The 22,784-nt window shown below is 60.0% G+C and carries 23 protein-coding genes and 1 tRNA gene; 11 read left to right on the top strand and 13 right to left on the bottom strand.

Translation table 11 applies throughout. The annotated features are described in order from the left end of the window. Positions 1-106 precede the first annotated feature (106 nt). The 4 genes from EOL43_RS03425 to EOL43_RS03410 all read left to right on the top strand — a co-directional run bounded on the left by EOL43_RS03425 (position 107) and on the right by EOL43_RS03410 (position 3,258). Positions 107-466: an acyl--CoA ligase gene (locus EOL43_RS03425; protein WP_240686440.1), complete on the top strand. Its 360-nt coding sequence runs from the start codon at positions 107-109 to the stop codon at positions 464-466. A gap of 15 nt (positions 467-481) precedes the next feature. Continuing rightward, entirely contained in the window at positions 482-1,915 is a 1,434-nt protein-coding gene (locus EOL43_RS03420) for an aldehyde dehydrogenase family protein (RefSeq protein WP_133485513.1), read from the top strand. Between the two features lie 2 nt (positions 1,916-1,917). Further along, positions 1,918-2,763 (top strand): crotonase/enoyl-CoA hydratase family protein, encoded by an 846-nt coding sequence (locus tag EOL43_RS03415; RefSeq protein ID WP_133485511.1) that lies wholly within the window; start codon positions 1,918-1,920, stop codon positions 2,761-2,763. A 421-nt stretch (positions 2,764-3,184) separates the two neighbouring features. Then, positions 3,185-3,258: transfer RNA gene (locus tag EOL43_RS03410), tRNA-Gly, on the top strand. Positions 3,259-3,310: 52 nt separating this feature from the next. On the opposite strand, the gene EOL43_RS03405 is transcribed toward EOL43_RS03410, so the two are convergent. The 10 genes from EOL43_RS03405 to EOL43_RS03360 form a co-directional block, all read right to left on the bottom strand. Further along, positions 3,311-4,723: a mannose-1-phosphate guanylyltransferase/mannose-6-phosphate isomerase gene (locus EOL43_RS03405; protein ID WP_133485509.1), complete on the bottom strand. Its 1,413-nt coding sequence runs from the start codon at positions 4,721-4,723 to the stop codon at positions 3,311-3,313. 80 nt (positions 4,724-4,803) lie between these two features. Further along, a complete protein-coding gene (locus tag EOL43_RS03400; protein ID WP_133485507.1) occupies positions 4,804-5,736 on the bottom strand; it encodes an NAD-dependent epimerase/dehydratase family protein in 933 nt (310 codons plus the stop codon). 18 nt (positions 5,737-5,754) lie between these two features. Continuing rightward, positions 5,755-6,834, bottom strand: coding sequence for a GDP-mannose 4,6-dehydratase (gene gmd, locus EOL43_RS03395; protein WP_133485505.1), 1,080 nt, complete (start codon positions 6,832-6,834; stop codon positions 5,755-5,757). 17 nt (positions 6,835-6,851) lie between these two features. Continuing rightward, the gene (locus tag EOL43_RS03390) at positions 6,852-7,940 is read right to left on the bottom strand and encodes a DegT/DnrJ/EryC1/StrS family aminotransferase (protein ID WP_240686439.1); all 1,089 of its coding nucleotides are present in this window, start codon (positions 7,938-7,940) and stop codon (positions 6,852-6,854) included. A 238-nt stretch (positions 7,941-8,178) separates the two neighbouring features. Then, the gene (locus EOL43_RS03385; RefSeq protein WP_133485504.1) at positions 8,179-10,392 is read right to left on the bottom strand and encodes a hypothetical protein; all 2,214 of its coding nucleotides are present in this window, start codon (positions 10,390-10,392) and stop codon (positions 8,179-8,181) included. A gap of 83 nt (positions 10,393-10,475) precedes the next feature. Continuing rightward, positions 10,476-11,843, bottom strand: a complete 1,368-nt coding sequence (locus tag EOL43_RS03380; protein WP_133485502.1) for a phosphomannomutase — start codon at positions 11,841-11,843, stop codon at positions 10,476-10,478. A gap of 53 nt (positions 11,844-11,896) precedes the next feature. Next, positions 11,897-12,088, bottom strand: coding sequence for a Trm112 family protein (locus EOL43_RS03375; RefSeq protein WP_133485500.1), 192 nt, complete (start codon positions 12,086-12,088; stop codon positions 11,897-11,899). Beyond that, on the bottom strand, positions 12,085-12,729 hold the full coding sequence (locus EOL43_RS03370; protein ID WP_133485499.1) for an LON peptidase substrate-binding domain-containing protein: 645 nt from the start codon (positions 12,727-12,729) through the stop codon (positions 12,085-12,087). The genes EOL43_RS03375 and EOL43_RS03370 overlap by 4 nt, the downstream gene beginning before the upstream one ends. 27 nt (positions 12,730-12,756) lie before the next feature. Then, positions 12,757-13,659 carry a thioredoxin gene (trxA, locus tag EOL43_RS03365; protein WP_133485496.1) on the bottom strand — a complete coding sequence of 301 codons (903 nt, stop codon included), beginning with the start codon at positions 13,657-13,659 and terminating at the stop codon, positions 12,757-12,759. Positions 13,660-13,714: 55 nt separating this feature from the next. Next, positions 13,715-14,503 (bottom strand): exodeoxyribonuclease III, encoded by a 789-nt coding sequence (locus EOL43_RS03360; protein WP_133485494.1) that lies wholly within the window; start codon positions 14,501-14,503, stop codon positions 13,715-13,717. 231 nt (positions 14,504-14,734) lie between these two features. On the opposite strand from EOL43_RS03360, the gene EOL43_RS03355 reads away from it, so the two are divergent. Then, positions 14,735-15,607: a LytTR family DNA-binding domain-containing protein gene (locus EOL43_RS03355; protein WP_133485492.1), complete on the top strand. Its 873-nt coding sequence runs from the start codon at positions 14,735-14,737 to the stop codon at positions 15,605-15,607. 10 nt (positions 15,608-15,617) lie between these two features. On the opposite strand, the gene EOL43_RS03350 is transcribed toward EOL43_RS03355, so the two are convergent. Beyond that, complete coding sequence (locus EOL43_RS03350) at positions 15,618-15,995, bottom strand: VOC family protein (RefSeq protein WP_133485490.1); 378 nt, start codon at positions 15,993-15,995, stop codon at positions 15,618-15,620. Between the two features lie 85 nt (positions 15,996-16,080). Between EOL43_RS03350 and soxR the strand changes: the two genes are divergently transcribed. The 4 genes from soxR to EOL43_RS03330 all read left to right on the top strand — a co-directional run bounded on the left by soxR (position 16,081) and on the right by EOL43_RS03330 (position 19,489). Next, positions 16,081-16,545, top strand: coding sequence for a redox-sensitive transcriptional activator SoxR (gene soxR / locus EOL43_RS03345; protein ID WP_133485488.1), 465 nt, complete (start codon positions 16,081-16,083; stop codon positions 16,543-16,545). A gap of 67 nt (positions 16,546-16,612) precedes the next feature. Beyond that, positions 16,613-17,323, top strand: a complete 711-nt coding sequence (locus tag EOL43_RS03340) for a VIT1/CCC1 transporter family protein (RefSeq protein WP_133485486.1) — start codon at positions 16,613-16,615, stop codon at positions 17,321-17,323. A gap of 277 nt (positions 17,324-17,600) precedes the next feature. Next, positions 17,601-18,689, top strand: a complete 1,089-nt coding sequence (locus EOL43_RS03335) for a TauD/TfdA family dioxygenase (RefSeq protein WP_420867493.1) — start codon at positions 17,601-17,603, stop codon at positions 18,687-18,689. 203 nt (positions 18,690-18,892) lie between these two features. Continuing rightward, complete coding sequence (locus EOL43_RS03330; protein WP_133485482.1) at positions 18,893-19,489, top strand: outer membrane beta-barrel protein; 597 nt, start codon at positions 18,893-18,895, stop codon at positions 19,487-19,489. Between the two features lie 151 nt (positions 19,490-19,640). Here EOL43_RS03330 and EOL43_RS03325 read toward each other — a convergent pair whose 3' ends face one another. Continuing rightward, a complete protein-coding gene (locus EOL43_RS03325; protein WP_133485480.1) occupies positions 19,641-20,327 on the bottom strand; it encodes a response regulator transcription factor in 687 nt (228 codons plus the stop codon). Positions 20,328-20,478: 151 nt separating this feature from the next. Here EOL43_RS03325 and ribA point away from each other — a divergent pair, with 151 nt between their 5' ends. Together ribA and EOL43_RS03315 are read left to right on the top strand one after the other, a co-directional pair. Then, positions 20,479-21,558: a GTP cyclohydrolase II gene (gene ribA, locus EOL43_RS03320; protein ID WP_133485478.1), complete on the top strand. Its 1,080-nt coding sequence runs from the start codon at positions 20,479-20,481 to the stop codon at positions 21,556-21,558. Between the two features lie 20 nt (positions 21,559-21,578). Continuing rightward, the gene (locus tag EOL43_RS03315; RefSeq protein ID WP_133485589.1) at positions 21,579-22,067 is read left to right on the top strand and encodes a L,D-transpeptidase family protein; all 489 of its coding nucleotides are present in this window, start codon (positions 21,579-21,581) and stop codon (positions 22,065-22,067) included. Between the two features lie 3 nt (positions 22,068-22,070). Here the strand turns inward: EOL43_RS03315 and EOL43_RS03310 are convergent, their stop codons facing one another. After that, positions 22,071-22,724 carry a YggS family pyridoxal phosphate-dependent enzyme gene (locus tag EOL43_RS03310; protein ID WP_133485476.1) on the bottom strand — a complete coding sequence of 218 codons (654 nt, stop codon included), beginning with the start codon at positions 22,722-22,724 and terminating at the stop codon, positions 22,071-22,073. Positions 22,725-22,784: the final 60 nt, after the last annotated feature.

Below are 22,784 nucleotides of genomic sequence, written 5' to 3'. Positions count from 1 at the left end.
ACGCCGCCCTACTGGCCCACTTTTGCGCCGCCCTTGACATGCGCCGCCCTTTATATCCGAAACGGTCGACGCGAATGGTTGGCTGCACACCGGTGATCTGGGCCGGATGGATACGCGCGGCTACGTCACCGTCACGGGCCGTGTCAAAGAGATGATCATCCGAGGCGGCGAGAACCATTTCCCGGCCGAGATCGAGAACTGCCTGTTGGAACATGGCTGCGTGGCCGAGGTCGCCGTTGTCGGCCTGCCGCACCCGAAATGGGGCGAGGTCATCGGTGCATTCATCCGCGGCACAGAACCACTCGATAGGTCCGCGCTGCATGCCCATTGCCGCGCAAATATGTCGCCGCAGAAAACCCCGAATGTCTGGGTGCAGGTCGAGGATTTCCCCCTGACCGGCTCGGGCAAAATCCAGAAATTCGTTCTCCGTGACCGTTTTGTCGCCGGGGAATTCACTGAACTCTGACTGACAGGAGCCGACATGCAGGATGCTTCCAAACACTATATCAACGGCCAATGGGTCGCCTCGATAGACGGGCGCGAAATGGCGGTTGAGAACCCGTCTACGGAAGAGAAGATCGCCACGATCACTTTGGGTGGCGTCGCTGATGCCGACGCGGCCGTCGCTGCGGCCAACGCAGCCTTCCCGGCCTGGGCGGCAACAGAACCCGAGGAACGGATCGCCGCATTGGAGCGGTTGATGGAGGTCTACAAGTCTCGGGCCGAAGACATGGCGCAGGCCATCAGCACCGAAATGGGTGCACCTATCGCACTGGCTAAGACGGCACAGGTAGGTGCTGGGGCTGGGCATCTCAAGAACACCATTCGGGCGGCCAAGGCTTTTGCCTTTGAGCACCCATTGGGAGACCACGCGCCCAGCGACATGATCCTATACGAGCCGGTCGGTGTCTGTGCGTTGATCACCCCCTGGAACTGGCCGATGAACCAGGTGATGCTCAAAGTGGCACCGGCTCTGGCGGCGGGATGTACGATGGTTCTGAAACCAGCCGAACAAGCCCCGCTCAGCGCCACGTTGCTGGCAGAAATGATCGACGCGGCCGGTTTCCCGCCAGGTGTGTTCAACCTTGTGAACGGCGATGGGGCTGGTGTTGGCGCACATCTCACGGCGCACCCCAATGTGGATATGGTCAGCTTTACCGGCTCGACCCGAGCTGGGGTGGCGATCAGCAAGGCCGCGGCAGATACCGTAAAACGCGTCAGCCTGGAGCTGGGGGGCAAGGGAGCCAATATCATCTTCGCCGATGCCGATGAAAAGGCCGTCACGCGCGGCGTGCGTCACTGCTTCAACAACTCTGGCCAGTCCTGCAACGCGCCAACCCGCATGCTGGTGGAACGCGCGATCTACGACCAGGCCATTGAAACCGCCCGTACAGTGGCCGAGAAAACAGAGGTCGGACCGGCGGACATCGAAGGCCGCCAGATCGGCCCGGTTGTGTCTGCAACACAGTTCAACAGGATCCAATACTACCTCAAGCAGGGGATCGATGAAGGTGCCAGGCTCGTGGCCGGTGGGATGGGCAAGCCGGAGGGGTTGAGCGCCGGGCATTTCGTCCGGCCCACAGTCTTTGCCGATGTCACACCCGACATGACCATCTGGCGCGAGGAAATCTTTGGGCCGGTTCTGACCATGACACCCTTCGATACTGAAGAAGAGGCGATCACATTGGCCAACGACACACCTTACGGGCTGACCAATTATGTCCAGACTGCTGACAAGTCTCGCGCCCGCCGAGTGGCACGGCGGCTGCTCTCGGGTATGGTCGAGATGAACGGTAAGCTCGGCGGGGCCGGAACGCCCTTTGGCGGGATGAAGCAATCGGGCACTGGCCGTGAAGGCGGTGTCTGGGGGCTGGAGGAGTTCCTGGAGGTTAAGGCCGTGAGTGATTGGGAGTAGGTATGACGAAGGTTCTGTACGAAAAGGATGGCCGGATCGGGCGGATCACCCTGAACCGAGCTGAGGTGATGAACGCCATCGACGATGATCTGCCACGCGAACTGGCGGCGGCGGTGGCAGAGGCCGACCATGACCGAGACATCCACGTGATGGTCCTTTCGGGTGCAGGAAAGGCCTTTTGCGCAGGCTACGATCTGTCCCACTATGCCGAAGGTAACGGCCCTAACAAGGTAGCGCAGGAGATGCCATGGGATCCAATGCAGGATTTCCAGTTCATGTGGGCCAACACACAGGCCTTCATGTCGCTTTTCCGCGCGATGAAACCAGTGATCTGCAAGGTGCATGGGTACGCCGTCGCGGGCGGCTCGGATATGGCGCTCTGTGCCGATCTCACGATCATGGGGGACACCGCGCAAATCGGCTACATGCCCACCCGAGTCTGGGGCTGTCCGACAACTGCAATGTGGGTACATCGGCTCGGGCCGGAAAAGGCCAAGCGGATGATGTTCACCGGCGACAAGATCAGCGGGGTTGAGGCCGCCGAAATGGGGTTGGTGCTGAAATCCGTGCCTGATGACCAACTGGATGATGAGGTCGAGGCACTGGCCGCCCGTATGGCGTCCGTGCCGATCAACCAACTGGCCATGCAGAAAATGGTGATCAACGCGGCGGTTGAGGAAAAGATCAACCAGACGCAACGCCTTGCGACCGTGTTCGACGGCATCACCCGCCATTCACCCGAAGGACTGAACTTCAAAGCCCGCGTCGAAGAGGTCGGCTGGAAACAGGCAGTGCAGGAACGGGATGAGGGGACGTTTGACTGGACCCGCAACAAACCCTTCGACTGACAAGTCCCGCGAATTACTTGGAACCAACCGTTCGCGTTGGCGTGCCAAATTGCCACAAATCCCCGCCACCCGAGTATGGAATAGGGAAAACCAGCTGCGCTCCGAAAAAATGGCGGTTCTTCTCGCCGCGTGGCGGCACTCTAACCAGTGCACGCGCCGCAGTTTCCCGCTGCGAGCGCACGCAGCAAGAAAGTCGAATTCACAGGTTGGGCTCTGACCTGCCATGCGGCGGTACAGAGAAACACCCCGTTTTGCGGTTTCCTGAATGTCCGTTTCCACAATATCGGACCAATTGTTGCGCGCTTGCGGAGAAAGCCCGGAGTCCGCCCATTTGGGTCATTCAAATTTCCACTCTTTTGATTTCCTATGTTGGGTCCACTTGACGCCCAGAAGCGCATGAAATATGTCGTAATTCCACTGGGCGGGCGTTGTGTAGTGGTAAGACCTCAGCCTTCCAAGCTGATGACGCGGGTTCGATTCCCGCCGCCCGCTCCAGAAACTCCTGACATCGCAGATTTGGCACCCAATCGGGGCCTTTCGCGGGCGTTTAATCCCTCGCGTAGACGTCTTCGTAGCGGATGATGTCATCTTCGCCCAGATAGGAACCCGTTTGGACCTCGATCAGGACCATTGGCACTTTGCCGGGGTTTTCCATGCGATGCGTGGCGCCCAGCGGGATGTAGACGGACTGGTTTTCGCTGACCAGTTTGACCTCGTCATCCACGGTGACTTTGGCGGTACCCTCCACCACGATCCAGTGTTCGGACCGGTGGTGGTGGGACTGTAGCGACAGGGCCGCGCCGGGGTGCACGACGATGCGTTTGACCTGGAACCGGTCCCCCACGACAAGGCTTTCAAACCAGCCCCACGGGCGGTGATCCTTGGGGAAGGCCTCGGCCTGAGGGGCTTTCTGTTCTTTCAGCGCGGTGACCGCCTGTTTGACCTCTTGCGTGCGATCCTTGTGGCTGATCAGAACCGCGTCGGGCATGGCGACGGCGACAATATCCTCAAGCCCGATGCCGACAATCGCCTGACCTTCAACTTCGGACCGAAGCAGCGTGTTCTGGCAATCAATCGACGTGGCCGGACCGGACAGCGATAGGCCATCGGAATGAGTCTCACGCCAGACCGCCGCCCAGTCGCCTAGATCGGACCAGCGCCCCGCGAAAGGGACGACAGACAGGTTGTCGGCTTTCTCCATCACCGCATAGTCGATCGAGATCGGCTTGGCTTGGTCCCATGCCACGGGGTCAAGACGGGTAAAGCCCAGATCCCGCTTGGCACCCTCTACGGCGCCTTTGACGGCGGCCATAAGCTCGGGCGCGTGGGTGTTGAATGCCGCCAGAATGGTCGGGACCGAGAATAGGAAGATGCCGGCGTTCCACAGGTACCGTCCCTCGGCCAACATGGCGGCGGCGGTGTCCACATCCGGTTTCTCGACAAAGGATTTCAGCGGCACGGCAGCCATGTCGCCCGTCGGTGCCGCATCCAGTTCAAGATAGCCATAGCCGGTTTCGGGGCGGTCCGGGCTGATGCCGAAGGTGACCAGCTGGCCCGCACGGGCGGCGGGCAATGCGGCTTCGACACAGGCGTTGAAATCATCCGTATCCGGGATGACGTGATCGGACGGCGCGACCAGCATCATGCCGTCCGGATCGGTGGCGGCCAAATGCAGCGCTGCGGCCAGCACAGCAGGGGCCGTATCCCGTCCGGCTGGTTCAATCAGAACTGCCCCGGTCGTGATCCCTGCGCCGTCCAGCTGCTCGGTCACGATGAAGCGGAAATCATTCGCCGTGACGACCAGAGGGGCCGCATAGGCAGGGCCAGACAAGCGACGGGCGCTGGCCTGAAACAGGCTTTCGTCCCCCATCAGGGGCGAGAACTGCTTGGGATAGCTTTTGCGCGACAGGGGCCACAAACGGGTGCCAGAGCCGCCACACAGCAAAACGGGAGTAATCATTGAACTGTTCCTTCTTGCCCTGCTTATCTTTTCAAATTCGGACAGAAAGGCGGCAATCGGATGTCTTCTTCAAGCAATCCTCAGCCAGCCGCTATCTGGTCTTCATAGGCCGCAATTACGGCGGCAAGTGCCTGTGGCATCGGGGTTTGGGGGGCGTATCCCAGCGCCTTGGCACGCTCGGACGTCATGCATTTCGCCATCATGCCCTCGGGCCGGGACAGATCGTGGTGAAACGCACCGGTATAGCCCGCCATTTCGCCAATCATCTGATAGTACTCGTTGACCGAGTAGTCCGTGCCGTAGCCGACATTCAGGACCTGAGGCAGGCTGTCCAGTCGCGGCAGCGACGTCAGCATAAACTGCACCAGATCATCCACAAACAGGAACTCGCGCCGGGCGTTGCCGCTGCCCCAGATCTCGACGCTTTCTTCACCTGCGTTGCGCGCCTGCACGACCTTGGTCACGATGGCGGCAATCAGGTGGCTTGCAACCGAGCCAAAATGATCCTCGGTCCCGAACAGGTTGCAGGGGATCAGCGTCTTGTAGTGCCGGTTGTCGTGGCTGCGGGTGATGTAATCGCACAGCCGCGCGCCGGTGATTTTCGACAGCGCGTAGCCTTCGTTGGTGGGCTCAAGCGGGGCGGCAAGGATGTCGCCTTCTTCCAGCGGCTGGCGATAGTCGCGCGGGTACATGCAGGACGACCCAAGAAACACCAGACGTTCGACACCCGCCTGATGCGCACCCATGACCACCGCATCATTCATGCGCAGATTCTCGACCAGAAAATCGACCGGGTGATCGATGTTGGCCTGAATACCGCCCACACGCGCCGCCGCGTGGATGACCGCATCCACCGGGTTGGCCGCGAACCAGTCGGATACGGCCTTCGCGTCGGTTAGGGGAAGCTCGGCCCGGGTTGGGGCCAGAACCTCAAGGTCAGGCGCAACGGTTGGGGCCAAGCGCTGCAAAGCGCTGCCCAACATGCCAGATCCACCGGTCAGAAGAAGCTTCATCAGCCGCGCGCCCCGGTCTTATTCCACAACGCCGTACGCGCGACGGGCCAGACGCTCGGTTTCCAGAAGCTTCCGGTCTTCCTGCACCATTTCGCTGACCAGATCCGCGAAGGGGGTCGAGCTTTCCCAACCCAAGAGTTCACGCGCTTTGGTCGGGTCGCCCAACAGCTGCTCGACCTCGGTGGGGCGGAAATAGCGCGGATCGACCTGCACCAAACATTTGCCCGTCTCGGTGTCATAGCCCTTCTCGTCCACGCCTTCGCCTTTCCATTCCAGCGTCACGCCGGTAGCGGCAAAGGCCAGCTCGCAGAATTCACGGACCGAGTGCATTTCGCCGGTCGCCAGCACGAAGTCTTCAGGCGTGTCGTGCTGCAGGATGCGCCACATGCCTTCCACATAGTCGCGGGCATGGCCCCAGTCGCGCAGCGCGTCCAGATTGCCCAGATAGAGCGTGTCCTGCAGACCCAGCTTGATCGCCGCCGCCGCACGGCTGATTTTGCGGGTCACGAAGGTCTCGCCGCGGATCGGGCTTTCGTGGTTGAACAGGATGCCGTTGGTGGCAAACATGTCATAGGCTTCGCGATAGTTGACCGTGATCCAATAGGCATAGAGCTTCGCCGCCGCATAGGGTGAGCGCGGATAAAACGGGGTGGTTTCGCGCTGCGGAACCTCTTGCACCTTGCCGTACAGTTCCGACGTAGAGGCCTGATAATACTTGGTCTTTTCAGTCAGGCCCAGCATCCGGATGGCTTCCAGAATACGAAGCGACCCGATGGCGTCGGCGTTCGCGGTGTATTCCGGCATCTCAAAGCTGACCTGCACGTGCGACTGTGCCGCCAGGTTATAGATCTCGTCCGGTTGGATGTCGGCAATCTGACGGATCAGCGTGGTGCTGTCGGTCATGTCGCCATAGTGCAGATGCAGGTTGCCGGGGCGGTGATTGTCGATCTGCAGGTGGTCAATGCGCGACGTGTTGAACGACGACGAGCGGCGCTTGACGCCATGCACTTCATAGCCCTTCGCCAGCAGAAGCTCGGCCAGATAGGCGCCGTCTTGTCCGGTGATGCCCGTGATATAGGCGGTTTTCTTATCGGCCATAGCTCTGGTCCTTGTACTTAGAATTTGGCACAGGTCGCGTCGACGACCTCGCGCAGACGATCCAGTTGCGCGGGAATGGGGTGGTGGTGGTTGCCGACAAACAACCCTTCGGAATCAATCACGTCGGCGGCCTTGATCTGGCCAAAGACGTTGTGATCCAGCTTGTCGATGACAGGGTTGCGTAGGAAGTTTCCGGTGACGATCGGGCGGCATTCGATCTCGGCCTCTTTCAGGGCGTTGACCAGGGCCGCGCGCTGGCCGCGCATCTTGCCCTGCAGCACCATCGCAAAGCCGAACCAGCTGCTTTCGCCGGTTTCGCGCTGAATGGTCAGATGCGCGTGATCGCCGAACAAAGACTGGAACTGCACCGCATTCTTGCGGCGCTCGGCGACAAAACTGTCCAGTTTCTCAAGCTGAGGAATGCCCAGCGCGCCTTCCATCTCGATCGGGCGCAGATTGTAGCCGGGCAGCACGAAACGGAACTGACGCACGAAGGGGTCAGGGTCCATCGGCAGATGTGTATCTTCGGGCAGATCACGGACCCAGCCATGGGCGCGGATCGACAGCATGTTGTCATAGAGCTTGCGATCATCGGTGATCACAAGGCCACCTTCCATCGTGCAGATGTGGTGGCTGAAGAACGTCGAGAACGTCCCGAACAGACCGAATGCACCCGCCTTTTCGCCATTCAGGCTGGCACCCATGCTTTCGCAATTGTCTTCGGCCAGCAGGATGCCGGCATCCGCACAGATCTTGCGCAGGCGGTCAGCCTCAATCGGGTTGCCCAACAGGTTCACCGCGAACACCATCTTAGTGCGTGGCGTGATCGCGGCGGCAACCTGATCCACGTCGATGTTCATCGTCTCGGGATCGATGTCGACAAAGCGCAGCTTCATCCCGTTCTGGGTAATCGGAAAATAGGTAGTGGACCAGCTAACCGCAGGGACGATCACCTCGTCCCCGGGCTGGAACCCAAAATCCGGGTGATGGAAAGCTGCCGTGATGCCCAGCAGGTTGGCCGTGGAACCGGACGAGGTCATAACCGCGTATTTCTTGCCAAACTTCTTGGCAAATGCCTCTTCAAACTCACGGACACGCGCGCCCATCGTGAAACGGTCTTAGGAAATCACCTCTTGCAATGCCGCGTATTCCGCGTCGTCCCAAGTTGTATTTGCCAGCGGATAGAACATCGCCTGATACCTTATGCCTGTCGTAAGACGCACCTATTGCCGATACGTCGATTAATTGGCGGCAACTTAGACATCGTGTCTTCTAATTGCCAGTACGTTAAATTGCCGCCTCGCATGGCAATTCCACTGTGATGCAAAGGCCATAGCGCGCCCGTCATTTGACCAGATCAAGCACCATATCCGTGTCGAACGTGCTGCGCTTGATCAGCTCGCGTGCGACCTCGGGGCGACCGATCCGGTCGAACTGCCGATAGATATCCTGAAGCGTGTGCACAGACTCCAGCCCCCAATCGACGATCTTTTCATAGATCTCGTACGCCTCGTCGGTGCGATCTGCTGCCATCAGGAAGCGGGCCTTTGGGGTCATGATCCGTACGGCGCCATGGGCCAGTTTCTCGGCCTTGTCCAATTCGGCCAGCGCTTCGGGCAAACGATCTGCGGTGCGGCGCAACATGTTGGCGGTCAGGATGCGGATCTCGATGAACTCGTGATCCGACTTGGCCAGCCGGTCATGAATGTCCCGCGCCTCTTTGCGGCGGTCTTTGTCGAACCACAAGCGATCGGCAAGGCAGGCGGCATAACAGGGGTGATTGCCGGACAGCTCGGTGGCCCGCTCAAGATATGGCAGCGCGTCCTCGGCCTCGCCCGTTTCGTACAAGATGTCTGATAGGCGCTTGTAATAAATCGGATTCTCAGGCGCTTGTTCAACCGCCGTCAGATGCGCATCCAGCGCTGCCCGGGTGTTGCCCATCGCTTGGTCATAGACGCCCAGCGCAGAAACCAACGCAGGCTCTCCCTTCATCTTGTTGAAAGACCGACGAAGCATCTCGCGGGTTTTGCCGATTTTCGAGATGTTGGTGAACGCACGGTTCAGACGCTTGCCCGAGACAAGTCGCCAGTCCCGCACGACGATCTCCCACGGGTGGAAAAGCGGCCGATCGTCCGGCTTCATCCCATGCGGCACAAGGTCGTTCAGCGCGGCCAATGCCGGCCTGCCAATGGGAAAGACTCCGCCCTTCTTGCGCACCAAGTCCGGATCGAACGGAAAGAAGTTCTCAGGTGTGATTGCTCCCACCGTCAGTGCGGTGCTGAGCGCGCCTTGCACCAACGGCTCAAGCGGTCTGAACCATGTGGCCGCCTGCAGACGCGAGCGTGCCGCCGCGTGATCCCCCTGCACCAGTTGGTTCATCCCGGAATAGGCATTCACTGCCGAAATGGAATCATCCACATAGACCGGGCGCACATAGGCCATTTTGCGCACCTCTTCGACATAGGGCAGGTCCTGACTGGTCACCGAAAGCTCGCAGAGCAGCAAATAGGCAAAGCTTTTGTCCAGCCCGTCTTCCATATACGCGCTGATGATCCGCTTGGCGCGTTCGGGATCGTTGCGCGACATCTGGTATTCGATCTGGAAATGCAGGCTTTGCCCCACATCGCCCATGTTGATGAACAGATCCGATTTCTGCTCCAACCGCTGCGACATCCGCTCCATCGCGATGTCATGTTCTTCTTGGGTCAGGGCGTCCTGCACAGCCCGCAAATTGCAGCCGCCAATGGTCATCGCCGTCTGGCTATAGGCCGAGGACGGCGGACCGTAGATCTGCTTGCACAGCGACATGGCATAAAGCTCAAGGAAATCGCGTGCGCCGCTGGTAAAGTCACGCTCACCGAACAGATCCGAGATCCCCATCACGCGATCTGATTTTTCCTTCAGTCGCTCAACCTCTTGCGGGGTGTCCGAGAAGACCAGAATGCGTTGGGTCGGATCCTTCAGAAGCCGCTCTAGCAACACCTCGTAGAACTCGCGCGGGATATACTTGTTGGGCCACAGCTTGTTTGACGTCACTTGATTATAGATGATGTCCCCGCGGCGGATGTGGAACGCGGTCAGGCTGGACCCGGCGAACATCTCTTTGATCTCGCCGATCATCGCCTGAACCGGGGGCGAGTACTCGAACTCGTCCATGCACTGGGGCAAGGCGGCCTGCACTTTGGCCATATCTTCCCACGGCAGAACAGTGATCCCCATCGCCGCCCCGGCCAGATAGCTTTCACCCTTTTTCAAAGGTTTCAGGAACTGTCCGCGAGTTGTGTCACCGCTTTCCACCGTGCTGATGTCGATCAGATCGTTATAGACCTGATGTAGCACATCCCCGTCGAAGAACTTCCGCTCGACAAAATCCTCGCTGAAAATATAGGTCGGATCGCGGCATTCCTCGTGGGTGCGCCCGCCCGTGGTCCAACCGCAAAACCACGGAATGTCATAGTCGCGTGCAATCCGGATGGCATTCAGCATCGAAATAATGCGCGCGCCCATCCGGTCATTGCGGTGGGCAATAATACTGCTCTGCAAATCTGCCTGTTTCATCGCGCAACCCTACCCAGATCCCAAGGTCGGGGCCAGCCGAAATTCGGGGATGTGGCGATCGGGCCGTCCATTGCGTCCGCCGGTCAGCCCTGCCCCAATTCAGCCCGCAAGGCGTCCAGCCCGACGGCAAGCGCTTGGTCTGCGGCGGCGGTGCTGTCTGCCTCGACATACAAGCGCAGTTCGGGGGCATTGCCCGAGGGGCGCAAATGCGCGATCCGCCCGTCTGCCAGTGTCATCCGCAATCCGTCGGTCCGGTCCACGGCGACACAGCGTCCGTCCATACGCGCCAGAAAGGCATCGCGCGCTGTGTCGTCAGCGTCCAGCTTGGCCACCAGCGCTTGCGACCTCTCGGTTGGCACCTCTTGCAACCGGTCGGCGGCGGTGAAGCGGGCGGGTTGCTGCGCGACCAAGGCCGACAGACCACCCGCTGCCCGTGCACGCGTCAGGGGCGCCAAGAACGGCAGCACCGCGTCGCGGGTCATCAACGGGGGCAGGCCCTGCGTCGCAAATCCCAGAAGGAAGCCGCCATTCGCCTCGTACCCGACGACGCGGCCCGAAGCCTCTTCCATCCCCGCGATCACGTAAGGCGAACCAATACGGGTGCGGATCACTTCGCCGAATACGTCTTCCGCGCCGGTGTTCGAAGAGACCGGCGTCACGGCGACCTCGGCCCCCATCGCGGCACCGGTGATCTGGCCCAGCACATCACCCACGATCACCTGACCGGTTTCATCCGTCAGCAAGGGTCGATCCCCGTCCCCATCGGTCGAGATGATGGCATCCAGATCATGCGCCCCGGCCCAATCGCGCAGTTTTTGGCGAAGCTCGGGGGCGACAGCCTCGGTATCCACGGGGATGAAGGTCGGGCTTCGGCCTAGCTCCTCAACCGTGCCGCCCAGCGCGGGGATCAGGTCCAACAGCAGGTCGCGCCCAACGGCGGAGTGGCTGTAGACACCGATCCGCAACCCGCCCAGCGCATCTGGCCCAAAGGCGGTGACATAACGGGCGACATAGTCAGCGCCCGCCGTGGTGTTCTGGATCACCTCTGGCCCTGCAACAGGGTCAGAATGTGTATCTAATGCACCCAAAATCGCCGCTTCATGGGCTTTGGTGATCTCGCCCTCGGGGGTGTAAAACTTCAACCCGTTGCGGTCTGCCGGGATGTGGCTGCCAGTGATCATAACCGCCGAGGCGCCCGCCCCCATCGCCGCCAAAGCCAGCGCCGGGGTGGGCACGGCCCCGCAATCCGTCACTTGAATACCCGCAGCCCGCGCCGCATCCGCCACCATCCCCGCAATGTCGGGCGAGGATGGGCGCAGATCGCGCCCCACGAATAGCCCCGTGCCCACCGGGCAGGCCCGCAGAAAGGCAGCGACATGAGCGCCAACAAGGTCAGGGGTCAGCTCTGTAACAAGGCCGCGCAGGCCACTTGTGCCGAATTTGGGGGGCATCTCGGGACTCTTTTGTGTGGGAAGTTAAGCTTGGGGGGAAGTGAACCTGCACATCACTCTTCGATCTTGCGCGCCTCATCCACCAACATCACCGGAATGCCGCCACGGATCGGGAAGGCCAGATTGGCGGCTTTCGACAAGAGTTCCTGCTTGTCCGCGTCATAGGTCAGCTGTGTCTGGGTCACGGGGCAAACGAGCGCCTCGATCATGCGACGATCAAACTTGGTTTCAGCTGGGGTGGTCATTGAACTTTCTCCTCGCCCGCGCCTTTGCGCAACGCAAATTCCATAAGAGTTACAAGGGTTTCGCGGCGCGTCGGCAGCGATGGTGCCTCGAGCAGCGCCTGTTTGTCTTCGGGTGCAAAGGGGCACAGCATGGACAGAGCGTTGATCAACAACTCGTCCTCGGCTGATTCAAGGCTTTCCCAATCCGTCTGCAATTCCTGCAGATTGAAATAGCGGGTCAGCAGCGCCAGAAATTCCTCGCGATTCAGGCCCGTGTCATGTTCGGGTTTGCCAAGATCGCGGTCAAAACTGTCCCACCCCATCTGCGCTTTCAGATAAGGGGTAAAGCCGGTCTCGACCTGCCCAAGACGAAAGCGCGACACACCAGTCAGCGTGATCATATAGCGCCCGTCATCGGTTTCCGTGAAGCTGGTGATCCGCCCCGCGCAGCCGATGCTGTGCAACCGCGTATCCTCGCCGCATTCTTCGCCAATGGGCTGGATCATCCCAAGCAGCCGCCCGGGTGTCTTCAGCACATCGTCGACCATCGCAAGATAGCGCGGCTCGAACACATGCAGTGGAAGCCGGCCACGCGGTAGAAGCAGCGCGCCCGGCAACGGGAAGATCGGAAGGGTCTCCGGCAGATCAGCTGATGAAATCATGACAGCAGTCTAGCGCGACTTTTCCATTCACACAAAGATCATCGACGACAGCTTGCGACGACCGGTCAAGGCGATCGGGTCTTTGGCGTCCAGAGCGTCGAAAATGGTGAAGAGCTGCTGCTTGGCGGCGGCGTCATTCCAGTCTCTATCCCGGCGGAAAAGCTCCAAAAGCTCGTCCACGGCGCCCTGCACATCGCCATCAGCGTTCATCGCAACGGCCAGATCAAAGCGCGACTGGTGATCATCGGGGTTGGCGTCGACAGCGGCGCGCAGCTCGGCAAGCGGACCGGCGCTTTCGGCTTGGCGGGCCAGTTCGATCTGGGCGCGCACGGCTTCAAGCTCCGGCGCGTCCGAGATCTCGGCCGGGGCGCCATTCAGGGTCGCTTCGGCGTCGTCGGCATTGCCCACGGCCAGATGAGTGCGGGCCAGACCGGCATAAGCCGGGGCCGAGTTCGGGTCTTCTTCAAGGATCGCGGCATAGGTCTGGGCGGCGTCCTGAACCTCGCCCGCTTCCAGCATTTCATCGGCGGCAGCAATCGCGTCTGCCAGACCGCCGTCGCCACCAAGGGCCGCAACGCGGTTGACGAATTCCTTGATCTCGCTGGGCGGCACAGCGCCTTGGAACCCGTCTACAGGCTGGCCTTGAAAGAACGCATAGACGGTCGGGATCGACTGCACGCGCATCTGCCCTGCGATCATTTGGTTTTCATCCACATTCACCTTGGCCATGCGGACCTTGCCGCCAGCCTCGGTCACAGCGGCTTCCAAAGCCGGGCCGAGCGTCTTGCAGGGGCCGCACCACGGCGCCCAGAAATCGACGATCACCGGCACCTCTTGCGAGGCTTCGATCACGTCCTGCATGAAGGTCGCTTCGCCCACATCTTTGATCAGTTCCACGCCCGCAGACGCGCCGTCCATTCCGAATTCCATGGCTTTGGCTCCGTTAAATAGGTTTACCGCTTATATGGCGCGGGTGAGGGTGGTTTTAAAGGTCAAACGTCGCGAAGACCGGCGCGTGATCCGAGGGCTTCTCCCATCCGCGCGCATCGCGCATCACCCGCGAGCCGTGGCCTGCGTTGGAGATATCGGGCGTGGCCCAGACGTGATCTAGACGACGACCTTTATCGGCGGCGTTCCAGTCGCGGGCACGATAGGACCACCAGCTGTAAAGCTGCCCTTCCGGAATATCCTGACGGGTGATGTCGACCCAACCGGCGGCATCCTGTACGTCACCCAGCGCTTCGACCTCGACCGGGGTGTGGCTGACCACTTTCAGCAGTTGCTTGTGCGACCAGACATCGTCTTCGCGCGGGGCGATGTTCAGATCGCCCACAAGGATCGACTTCTGCGGCTTCTCGCGCCCGAAATGGTCGCGCATGTCGGTGAGGTAGTCGAGCTTTTGGCCAAACTTCTCGTTCACTTCGCGATCCGGCACATCGCCGCCCGCAGGGACATAGAAGTTGTGAACCGTCACACCGTTTTCCAGCTGCCCGGCGATGTGACGCGCGTGGCCCAGATCAGCGAAATCAAAGCTTTCGGCCTCGACCATCGGGATGCGCGACAGGATTGCGACGCCATTATAACCCTTCTGCCCACGGGCAACCATGTGGGTGTACCCCAGCGCCTTGAAGCCTTCGAGCGGGATCTTTTCCACTGGGCTTTTACATTCCTGCAAGCACAACACATCCGGCGCTTCTTCCTCGAGCAGCTTCAGCACGATCGGCTCGCGCAGACGGACCGAGTTGATGTTCCAGGTGGCAAGGGTAAAGCTCATCGTGCGTCTTCCTGTTGATGGTCGCATGAGCCATCAGTCTTGCCAGAAAATCGGGACTGGCACCATTCAGAAATTTTTTGCACCTTTAGTATAGAAAAGAGCGCCAAGTGCGTTGGCACTCTGGCGCTCTTGCATCATGGTGACACCAATTACTCTACCCATCCTGAAACGGCCAACATGCCAAACAGCATAATGACGCCCCTCACGCTCCATGATTAAGAGTCTGATCGCATGAGACCCCCAGCAAATACAGCCCGTTGGAATGAAATGCATGTAATTGCCATCAACGGCACACGCGTGCGCTGTGATTGGGGCGTGCTGCATCGGCTGCTCGTCTCGGCACGGATGAATGGCACGTTCATTTTGGTTGCCCTTGCGCTGGCAACGTTCAAATCCACCCTGTTCGAAATCCCCGCCCCCTACCTGACCCGGATCCTGTTTTGGGTCATCGGGGTCTATCTGACCGTGGTGTTTTGGTATTCGATGATCCGTGTGATCCATCTGATCCTAGATCGCCTGCAGGCCAACATTGCCGTGATCAACTATCCCGTCACCGCAGCGGCAACCATTGGTGCCGTGTTCGTCAGCACCTTTCTGATCAACCTGCTGACACAAAGCACCTTCCTTTATGAAAACCTGACTTGGGCCGATTTCTCTCGAAATTTGCTGATCGCTGCATTGGTCGAACTGCTGACCGTCACAAGCATTCTGCCGTTCTTTTGGGAGGGCACGCCGCCCGAGCCCGGACGCATCGAAACGTCCACACAAGCCTCTCAGCCCGACACCATTCGGTTCGAAGATAAGGACATCCACCTCCCCTCGCTTCTGCATGTCCAATCACAGGAACACTATTTGGAATTCGTCTTCGACCAGACCAAGTTCCTGCTGCGCGGGGCGTTGAAGGACTTCGTGGCGTTGTGCGACCACAGCCACGGCATCCAGTGTCATCGCTCGCATTGGGTGGCGAAGAAGGCGGTTACCGGCCGCAAGCGACAGGACGGGAATCCGGTGCTGCTTCTGTCCAATGCCACCGCCGTGCCCATCGCGCGCGGCAGGCTGTCGGACGTGAAAACTTGGTTAGAGCAGCACCGGCCCGAGATCTGATCCATTTGGATCAGGCGTAGGACACGACCTCCCACTCCACACCGTCATGGTCATCGAAATAGAACCGCTTGCCCGGCTCGTAATCGGCGTGGTTGTGCGGGGTGAACCCGGCGGCTTTCACCCGCGCTTCGGTCGCGTCAATGTCGTCCACAACCACCCCCACATGGTTCAGCCCAGCGCGGGTTGTGTAGGAATGCTGCGGGTCCTTCATCGCCATGTTGGGCGTGTATAGAGCCACATATGATCCCTTATCGCCCACATGCGCGGTGTATCCGCCCGACATCGCGTCGCCCTCCCACCGGGTGGTCCAGCCGAACACGGCGCCCAGCCATGCGGCGGTTGCTTTCGGGTCGGATACAGTCACATTCACATGCTCTAGATTTGCCATTTCGGCCTCCTTGATCTTTGGTGCGACTCGGTTGATAATTCCTAAAGCTAACTTTAGCTCAAGCTTTTTCTTTCGGAGGTTTCACATGCAGCGCAGGAACGAGATTTCCATTGGTACTTTGGCCGATCGCACCGGGCTCGCCGTATCGGCGATCCGGTATTACGAAACCCAAGGGCTGGTCGCACCAGAACGAAACGCGGGCGGGCAAAGGCGGTTTCTGCGCTCGGACATCCGGCGCCTCAGCTTCGTGATGATCGCCCAGAAATTCGGCTTCACGCTAGACCGCATCCGCGAGGTTCTGGGGCGGCTCCCCCAAAGCCGCACACCGACCGCCAAGGACTGGACCGAGATCTCGCAGGACTTCCGCGCGGAGTTGGACGAGCAAATCGCCGCCCTGACCCGTCTGCGCGACAAGCTGGACGGCTGCATCGGCTGCGGCTGCCTCTCGCTGGAGCGCTGTGCGCTGTATAACCCGGACGATGTGGCGGCGGATAAGGGCGCAGGGCCGCGGTATTTGATGGGCGACGAGGCTGTCAGGCCGGAGGACTGACATCTCTTGATCTGCCTTAAGGCAGCGCCGAGCGCTGTCGTTCAGACTGCCCTGAAGGAGACCGCACATGTCAGATCACGGACACAGCCCACAGGAAATCACCGCCCGCATCGGATCGCCTCCCGGACGCGGTGTTTTGAAGGATGCGGTCTATGGTGCGATTGACGGCGCAGTGACCACCTTTGCCATCGTGGCGGGCGTGGCGGGCGCGGGGCTGTCGCCGTTCATCATCGTCATTCTGGGGCTCGCGAACGTGCTGGCCGACGGGTTTTCCATGGCAGCCGCCGCCTATTCCGGCACCAAGGCCGAACAGGACAATTTCAAACGCATCCGAAAGATCGAGGAAGACCACATCGCCCGCAACCCCGAAGGCGAATGGCGCGAGGTGCGCGAGATCTTGGCGCAGAAAGGCCTGTCTGACCGCATATTGGACGAGGCCACGGACGCCATCACCAAGGACAAGGAAAACTGGATCGCGATGATGATGGAGGGCGAGTACGGGCTGGGCGGAATTGACCCTAACCCACTGCGATCCGCCACAACCACCTTTCTAGCCTTCCTTGTGGCGGGCATGGTCCCGCTTCTGCCCTTCATCTTCAAGCTCGAGGGCGCCTTCACCATTTCCGCATGGATGACCATGGCCAGCTTCTTCGCCATCGGCGCCTTGAAAAGCCACTGGTCGCTCAGCCCATGGTGGCGGTCAGCTTTTGAGACCTTGCTGATCGGGGGCGCTGCGGCGGCGTTGGCTTATGGCGTGGGCAGCCTGTTCAATACTTAATCAGACGCGAGTGTTTCTTGGCCTGTCACCTGCGGAACAAAACCCATATCGCGCAGAATAGTCTTGCCGCGACTCACCCCTGTTGGCATAGCTTGGATTAACGCGAACGGGATTAACTGAGATGCATGTCGTATTGGGGCAGCGCCCCGGACATCCATATAAAAAAGCCTATGATTGGTGGCCGCCCCCCGGTCGCTACGCCTGACCGCACGTCCGGTCACACCTTCAAAAGCCTAACAATCTCAGTACCATGGAGCTTCCCATGACCAGTGCAACCATGCACGATACCACCGTGTTCATCCAATGGGACGACGGACACGACGCCCATTTTCCCTTCATCTGGCTGGCCGACAATGACCCGGCTGGCTTCCACCCGCAAACGCAGGAGCGGATCACCGACCTGACCGCCATCTCGCTGGACAAAACCCCCGAGGTGATCGAGGCGAACGACAAGACGCTGACCATCCACTGGGCCGGCGACAAAACCATTTCCAGCTTCGATATGAACTGGCTGAAGGCCTATCGTCCCGGCCAGAACGCCTTCGACCCGGCGCGCACCGGTTTCACCACCTGGCGCGCCGATCTGGGTGCCGACGGCGTACCGCGCGCCAATGCGCGCGAGATCATGACCTCGGACATCGCCCTAAAAGACTGGCTCGTCGCCACGCAGACCTATGGCTATTCGATCGTCGAGGGGCTAGCCGACACGATTGAAGCGGGCACAGACGTGGCCAAGCGCATCGGCTTCCTGCGCGAAACCAATTTCGGTCTAGTGTTCGAAGTGCAATCGAAGCCGAACCCCAACAATCTGGCCTACACCCCAATTGCCCTGCCCCTGCACACCGACCTGACCAACCAGGAGCTGCCCCCGGGCTTCCAGTTCCTGCACTGTCTGGCAAATGAAGCACAGGGCGGCGGATCACTGTTCTGTGACGGCTATGCGATTGCGGAAGACCTGCGCGACCAAGACCCAGAGGCGTTTGAACTGCTGTCCACCGTGTCCGTTCCCTTCCGCTTCCATGACGAAGACACCGACATCCGCAACCGCAAGAAGGTGATCAATCTGGACGAAGACGGACAGGTGATCGAGATCTGCTTCAACGCACATCTGGCCGATATCTTCGACTTAGAGCCCGAACTGATGACGCGCTACTATCGCGCCTATCGCCAGTTCATGATCATGACCCGCTCGGACGATTACGTCGTGTCTCTGCGCCTGAAAGGCGGCGAAATGGTCGTGTTCGACAACCGCCGCGTCCTGCATGGCCGCGAAGCCTTCGACCCGCAGACCGGTTTCCGCCACCTGCACGGCTGCTATGTCGACCGCGGCGAGTTCGAAAGCCGCTTGCGCGTGCTAAGTCGGTAAGGTGTTGCCAAGGCACTATGAAAAAGGATCGGGCCGTACAGGCCCGGTCAACCGCTGGAAGCGCGGAAATCCACGGAAATCAGCCACAAATACACCAGTTCAAGTGACTCTCGCGCAACAGATTTCAACGCATTGGTGTGAGGCGTTGACCCCACGACACTGAGGCAACATTAACCAAGTGTGGGAAAATTAAGGGTATTACAATGAACACCAAGATTTGTGCAGCAGTTGCACTGAGCGCGTCCTTGCTTGGCGCAGGCGCAGCCTCGGCCGAACAGGGCTTCTATTTCGGCGGGTCGCTTGGCGCATCGTCGCTGCAAAGTGAATCTTTCTTCGGCACGACCACGGGCGGCAGCATCGCCTATGGCGCAGTTGTTGGCTATCGCTTCGAGCTTCAGAACGGCTGGTCGGCCGGCTTGGAAGGCACGTTCGATTTCCTGAAAAATGGCGAAATGGACTATAGCGACGGCCAACCCGCATGCACCAGCCGCTCGCCGGACTGGTGTGACGTGGACAACATCGCACGCATCCGCGGCGTCGTTGGCGTACCGGTGAACGACAACCTCGAAATCTTGGCAATGGGCGGCTTCGCCACGGCAACCGGTCTGGCAGAAGACGGCCCCACCACCTTCGCAGACAGCCGCGCCAAAGGCTTCACTGTCGGTCTGGCCGCTCAGACAGAAACCGGCTTCGGCACCACCCGTTTCGAGCTGTCCTATGACAAGATGTCGAACGTGACGCCGAACAGCTATGACAAAACGCTGGAAGTGATCTCGCTCAAGACGTCGATCTTGTTCTGATCCGAACCGAGATTCCAAGAAAGCGGGCGCAGGGGAAACCTTGCGCCCGTTTTTCGTTAATCCCCGTGGCGCATGAAAAAACCGGACCCGCTAGGGCCCGGTCAGTCTTCAGGGAGGGAAGCGTACTCGTAACCCCGAGTACAAGGGAGCTTTAGGCGTTCAGGCGATAGCCACCGCTTTCGGTAACCAAGAGCCGCGCATTCGAGGGATCAGGCTCGATCTTCTGGCGCAGGCGATAGATGTGGGTTTCCAGCGTATGGGTGGTGACGCCCGCGTTATAGCCCCAGACCTCGTGCAGCAGCACATCGCGCGCCACGACGCCATCGTTCGAGCGATAGAGGAACTTCAGGATGTTCGTCTCTTTCTCGGTCAGGCGCACCTTGCGGTCATCTTCGGTCACCAGCATCTTTACGGACGGCTTGAACGTATACGGCCCAAGCTGGAATACGGCGTCTTCCGACTGTTCATGCTGACGCAGCTGGGCGCGGATGCGGGCCAAAAGCACCGGGAATTTGAAAGGTTTAGACACGTAGTCATTGGCACCCGCGTCCAGACCCAGAATGGTGTCCGCGTCGGTGTCATGACCGGTCAGCATCAGGATCGGGCATTTCACACCTTGCTTACGCATCACGCGGCACAGCTCGCGCCCATCTGTGTCGGGCAGACCCACGTCAAGGATCACCAGATCGTATAGCGCTTCCTTGGATTTGGTGATCGCCTCGGCCCCGTTTCCAGCTTCGAAAACGTCGAAATCCTCGGTCATCAGTAGCTGTTCAGCCAACGCGTCGCGCAGGTCTTCGTCGTCATCTACCAACAAAATCTTTTTCAGCGTGGACATGGCGCCCTCCTTCATCCTGTTGCTGTCAGATTTGTGGGCGCGCACGGAAATGACAAGATATGCAACAAAACTCTCACGGCCTCGTGTCAATTCGACGGGAAATGTTTCATATGGTGACAGAACCGCCTATCTAGGGCGGGAAAGGATGCCCATGACGCTTGCCCCAAACCAGACCGAGCTTCTTGCCCGCGCCCGTGCCGATCTGCGCATGGGGGTGCCGGTCGTGTTGCGGCTGGAGGGGCGTGCTGTGGTCGCCGCCGCAGCCGAAACCCTGTCGGCGGGCCGGTTGGACGATCTGCGTGCCTTGGGGGACGCCGTCCTGGCGATCACGCCACGCCGCGCCGAAACGCTAAAGGCTCGTGCGTATTCGGATCGAGTGGCGCGGATCGAGCTGCCGTCGGACGCGGATACCCGCTGGATCGCCTCGGTCGCGGATCCGGCAGATGACCTGTCGCACCCGATGAAAGGCCCTTTCCGCACCTGTCGTGGCGGCGATGACGCGCTTGAGGCGCATGCCATTGCGCTGTGCAAATCGGCGCAGCTTTTGCCCTCGGCCTTGGTGGTTGAAACGCTGGATGCCAACGAGCTGACCCAAATGCATGGCCTGACGTCCGTGCATCTGAACCCAGAAACGCTCCGCGATTTGCATCTGGCGCCCGTGGTCCATGCCCGTCTGCCCATGCAAGTGTCCGAGGCCGGACGGCTGCACATCTTCCGCCCCGAAGACGGCGGGGAAGAGCATTATGCGGTCGAGATCGGCCGCCCCGCGCGGGATGAACCGGTGCTGGCGCGCCTGCATTCGGCCTGCTTCACTGGCGATGTGCTGGGCAGCCTGAAATGCGATTGCGGCCCGCAGTTGAATGCGGCGTTGGCGGCGATGGGCGAAAACGGCGCGGGCGTACTGCTTTACCTGAACCAAGAGGGTCGCGGCATTGGTCTGGCCAACAAGATGCGCGCCTATTCCTTGCAAGATCAAGGCTTTGACACGGTCGAGGCCAACCACCGCCTTGGCTTTGAAGACGACGAACGTGACTTCCGCATCGGGTCCGAAATCCTGAAATCCATGGGATTCTCTCAGGTCAAACTCATGACCAACAACCCGCGCAAAGTGGCGATGATGGAAGACAACGGCATCAAAGTGGCCGAACGGGTGCCCCTGAAAGTCGGCGAAGGCGCGCATAATGCGGCCTATTTGGCGACGAAAGCCGCAAAATCCGGGCACCTGCTGTGACCCTTCCGCGCCGCCATGACATGACCGTCACCCGCTGGGGCGCGCGGTTCATGGGGCGACGCTTTCCCGTGGCGATCGGGCGCGGCGGCATGACCGATGACAAGCGCGAAGGCGACGGCGCGACCCCGCGTGGGGTCTGGCGTCTGATGGGCGGTGGCTTCCGTGCGGACCGTCTGGCCCATCCTGACACGCTGTTCGACCTGAACGCCATTGGCCCAATGGATATCTGGTCCGACGATCCTGCAGATCCGGCCTATAATCACGGGATCCGCGTGCAGAACTACGCCCTAAGTCACGAGAAGATGCGCATGACCGCGCCGCTCTACGATGTGGTGCTGTTCAGTGACTGGAATTATCCGAACGCCACGCCGGGCAAAGGTTCGGCCATTTTCGTGCATCACTGGCGCAAACCGCGTCACCCAACGGCGGGTTGTCTGGCGTTTGCACCGAAAGACCTGCGCTGGATCCTAGACCGCTGGACCAACCACAGTAGGATCATCGTTAGATAGCGGTCAGCCATAATCCCGCTCGCCAAAGATCGCGGAACCAACCCGCACATAGGTCGCACCCTGCGCAATCGCGCGCTCGAAATCACCGCTCATCCCCATCGATAGCCCGTCAAAACCGTGTTTCTTCGCCATCTTGGCAAGAAGGGCGAAATGCAGGCTGGGTTCTTCATCCGAGGGCGGGATGCACATCAGACCTTCAATGGGCAGTTTTAGTTCGCGGCACAGGGCGACCAGTTCGTCCAGATCGCCGGGCAACACGCCCGCTTTCTGATCCTCTTCGCCCGTATTCACCTGAATAAACAGACGCGGACAGTGGCCTTCTTCCTCGGCAATGCGGGCGATAGCGCGGGCCAGCTTGGGACGGTCGACTGAATGGATCACGTCAAACAACCCAATTGCCTGCCGGGTCTTGTTGGTCTGAAGCGGGCCGATCAGGTGCAGTTCGACCCCATCGAACTGGGTTTTCAGATCCGGCCACTTTCCCGCAGCCTCTTGCACCTTGTTTTCACCAAAGACGCGATGGCCCTCTTCCAACACCGCAACCACGCGTTCCAAGGGTTGAACCTTGGACACGGCAATCAGGTGCGCCGACCCGGGGGTGCGGCCCATGCGGGCCTCTTCCTCGGCGATGCGGGTTTGAATGTCTGAAAGTGCCATGGGTCATCCTGTATCTGTTGAAACAGGTTTCCCAAAAGAAAAGAGCGGGCGCAAGGCCCG

Source organism: Aliiroseovarius marinus (assembly GCF_004360145.1).
GTDB lineage: Bacteria > Pseudomonadota > Alphaproteobacteria > Rhodobacterales > Rhodobacteraceae > Aliiroseovarius > Aliiroseovarius marinus.
This window is presented reverse-complemented; position numbering and strand designations above follow the sequence as displayed.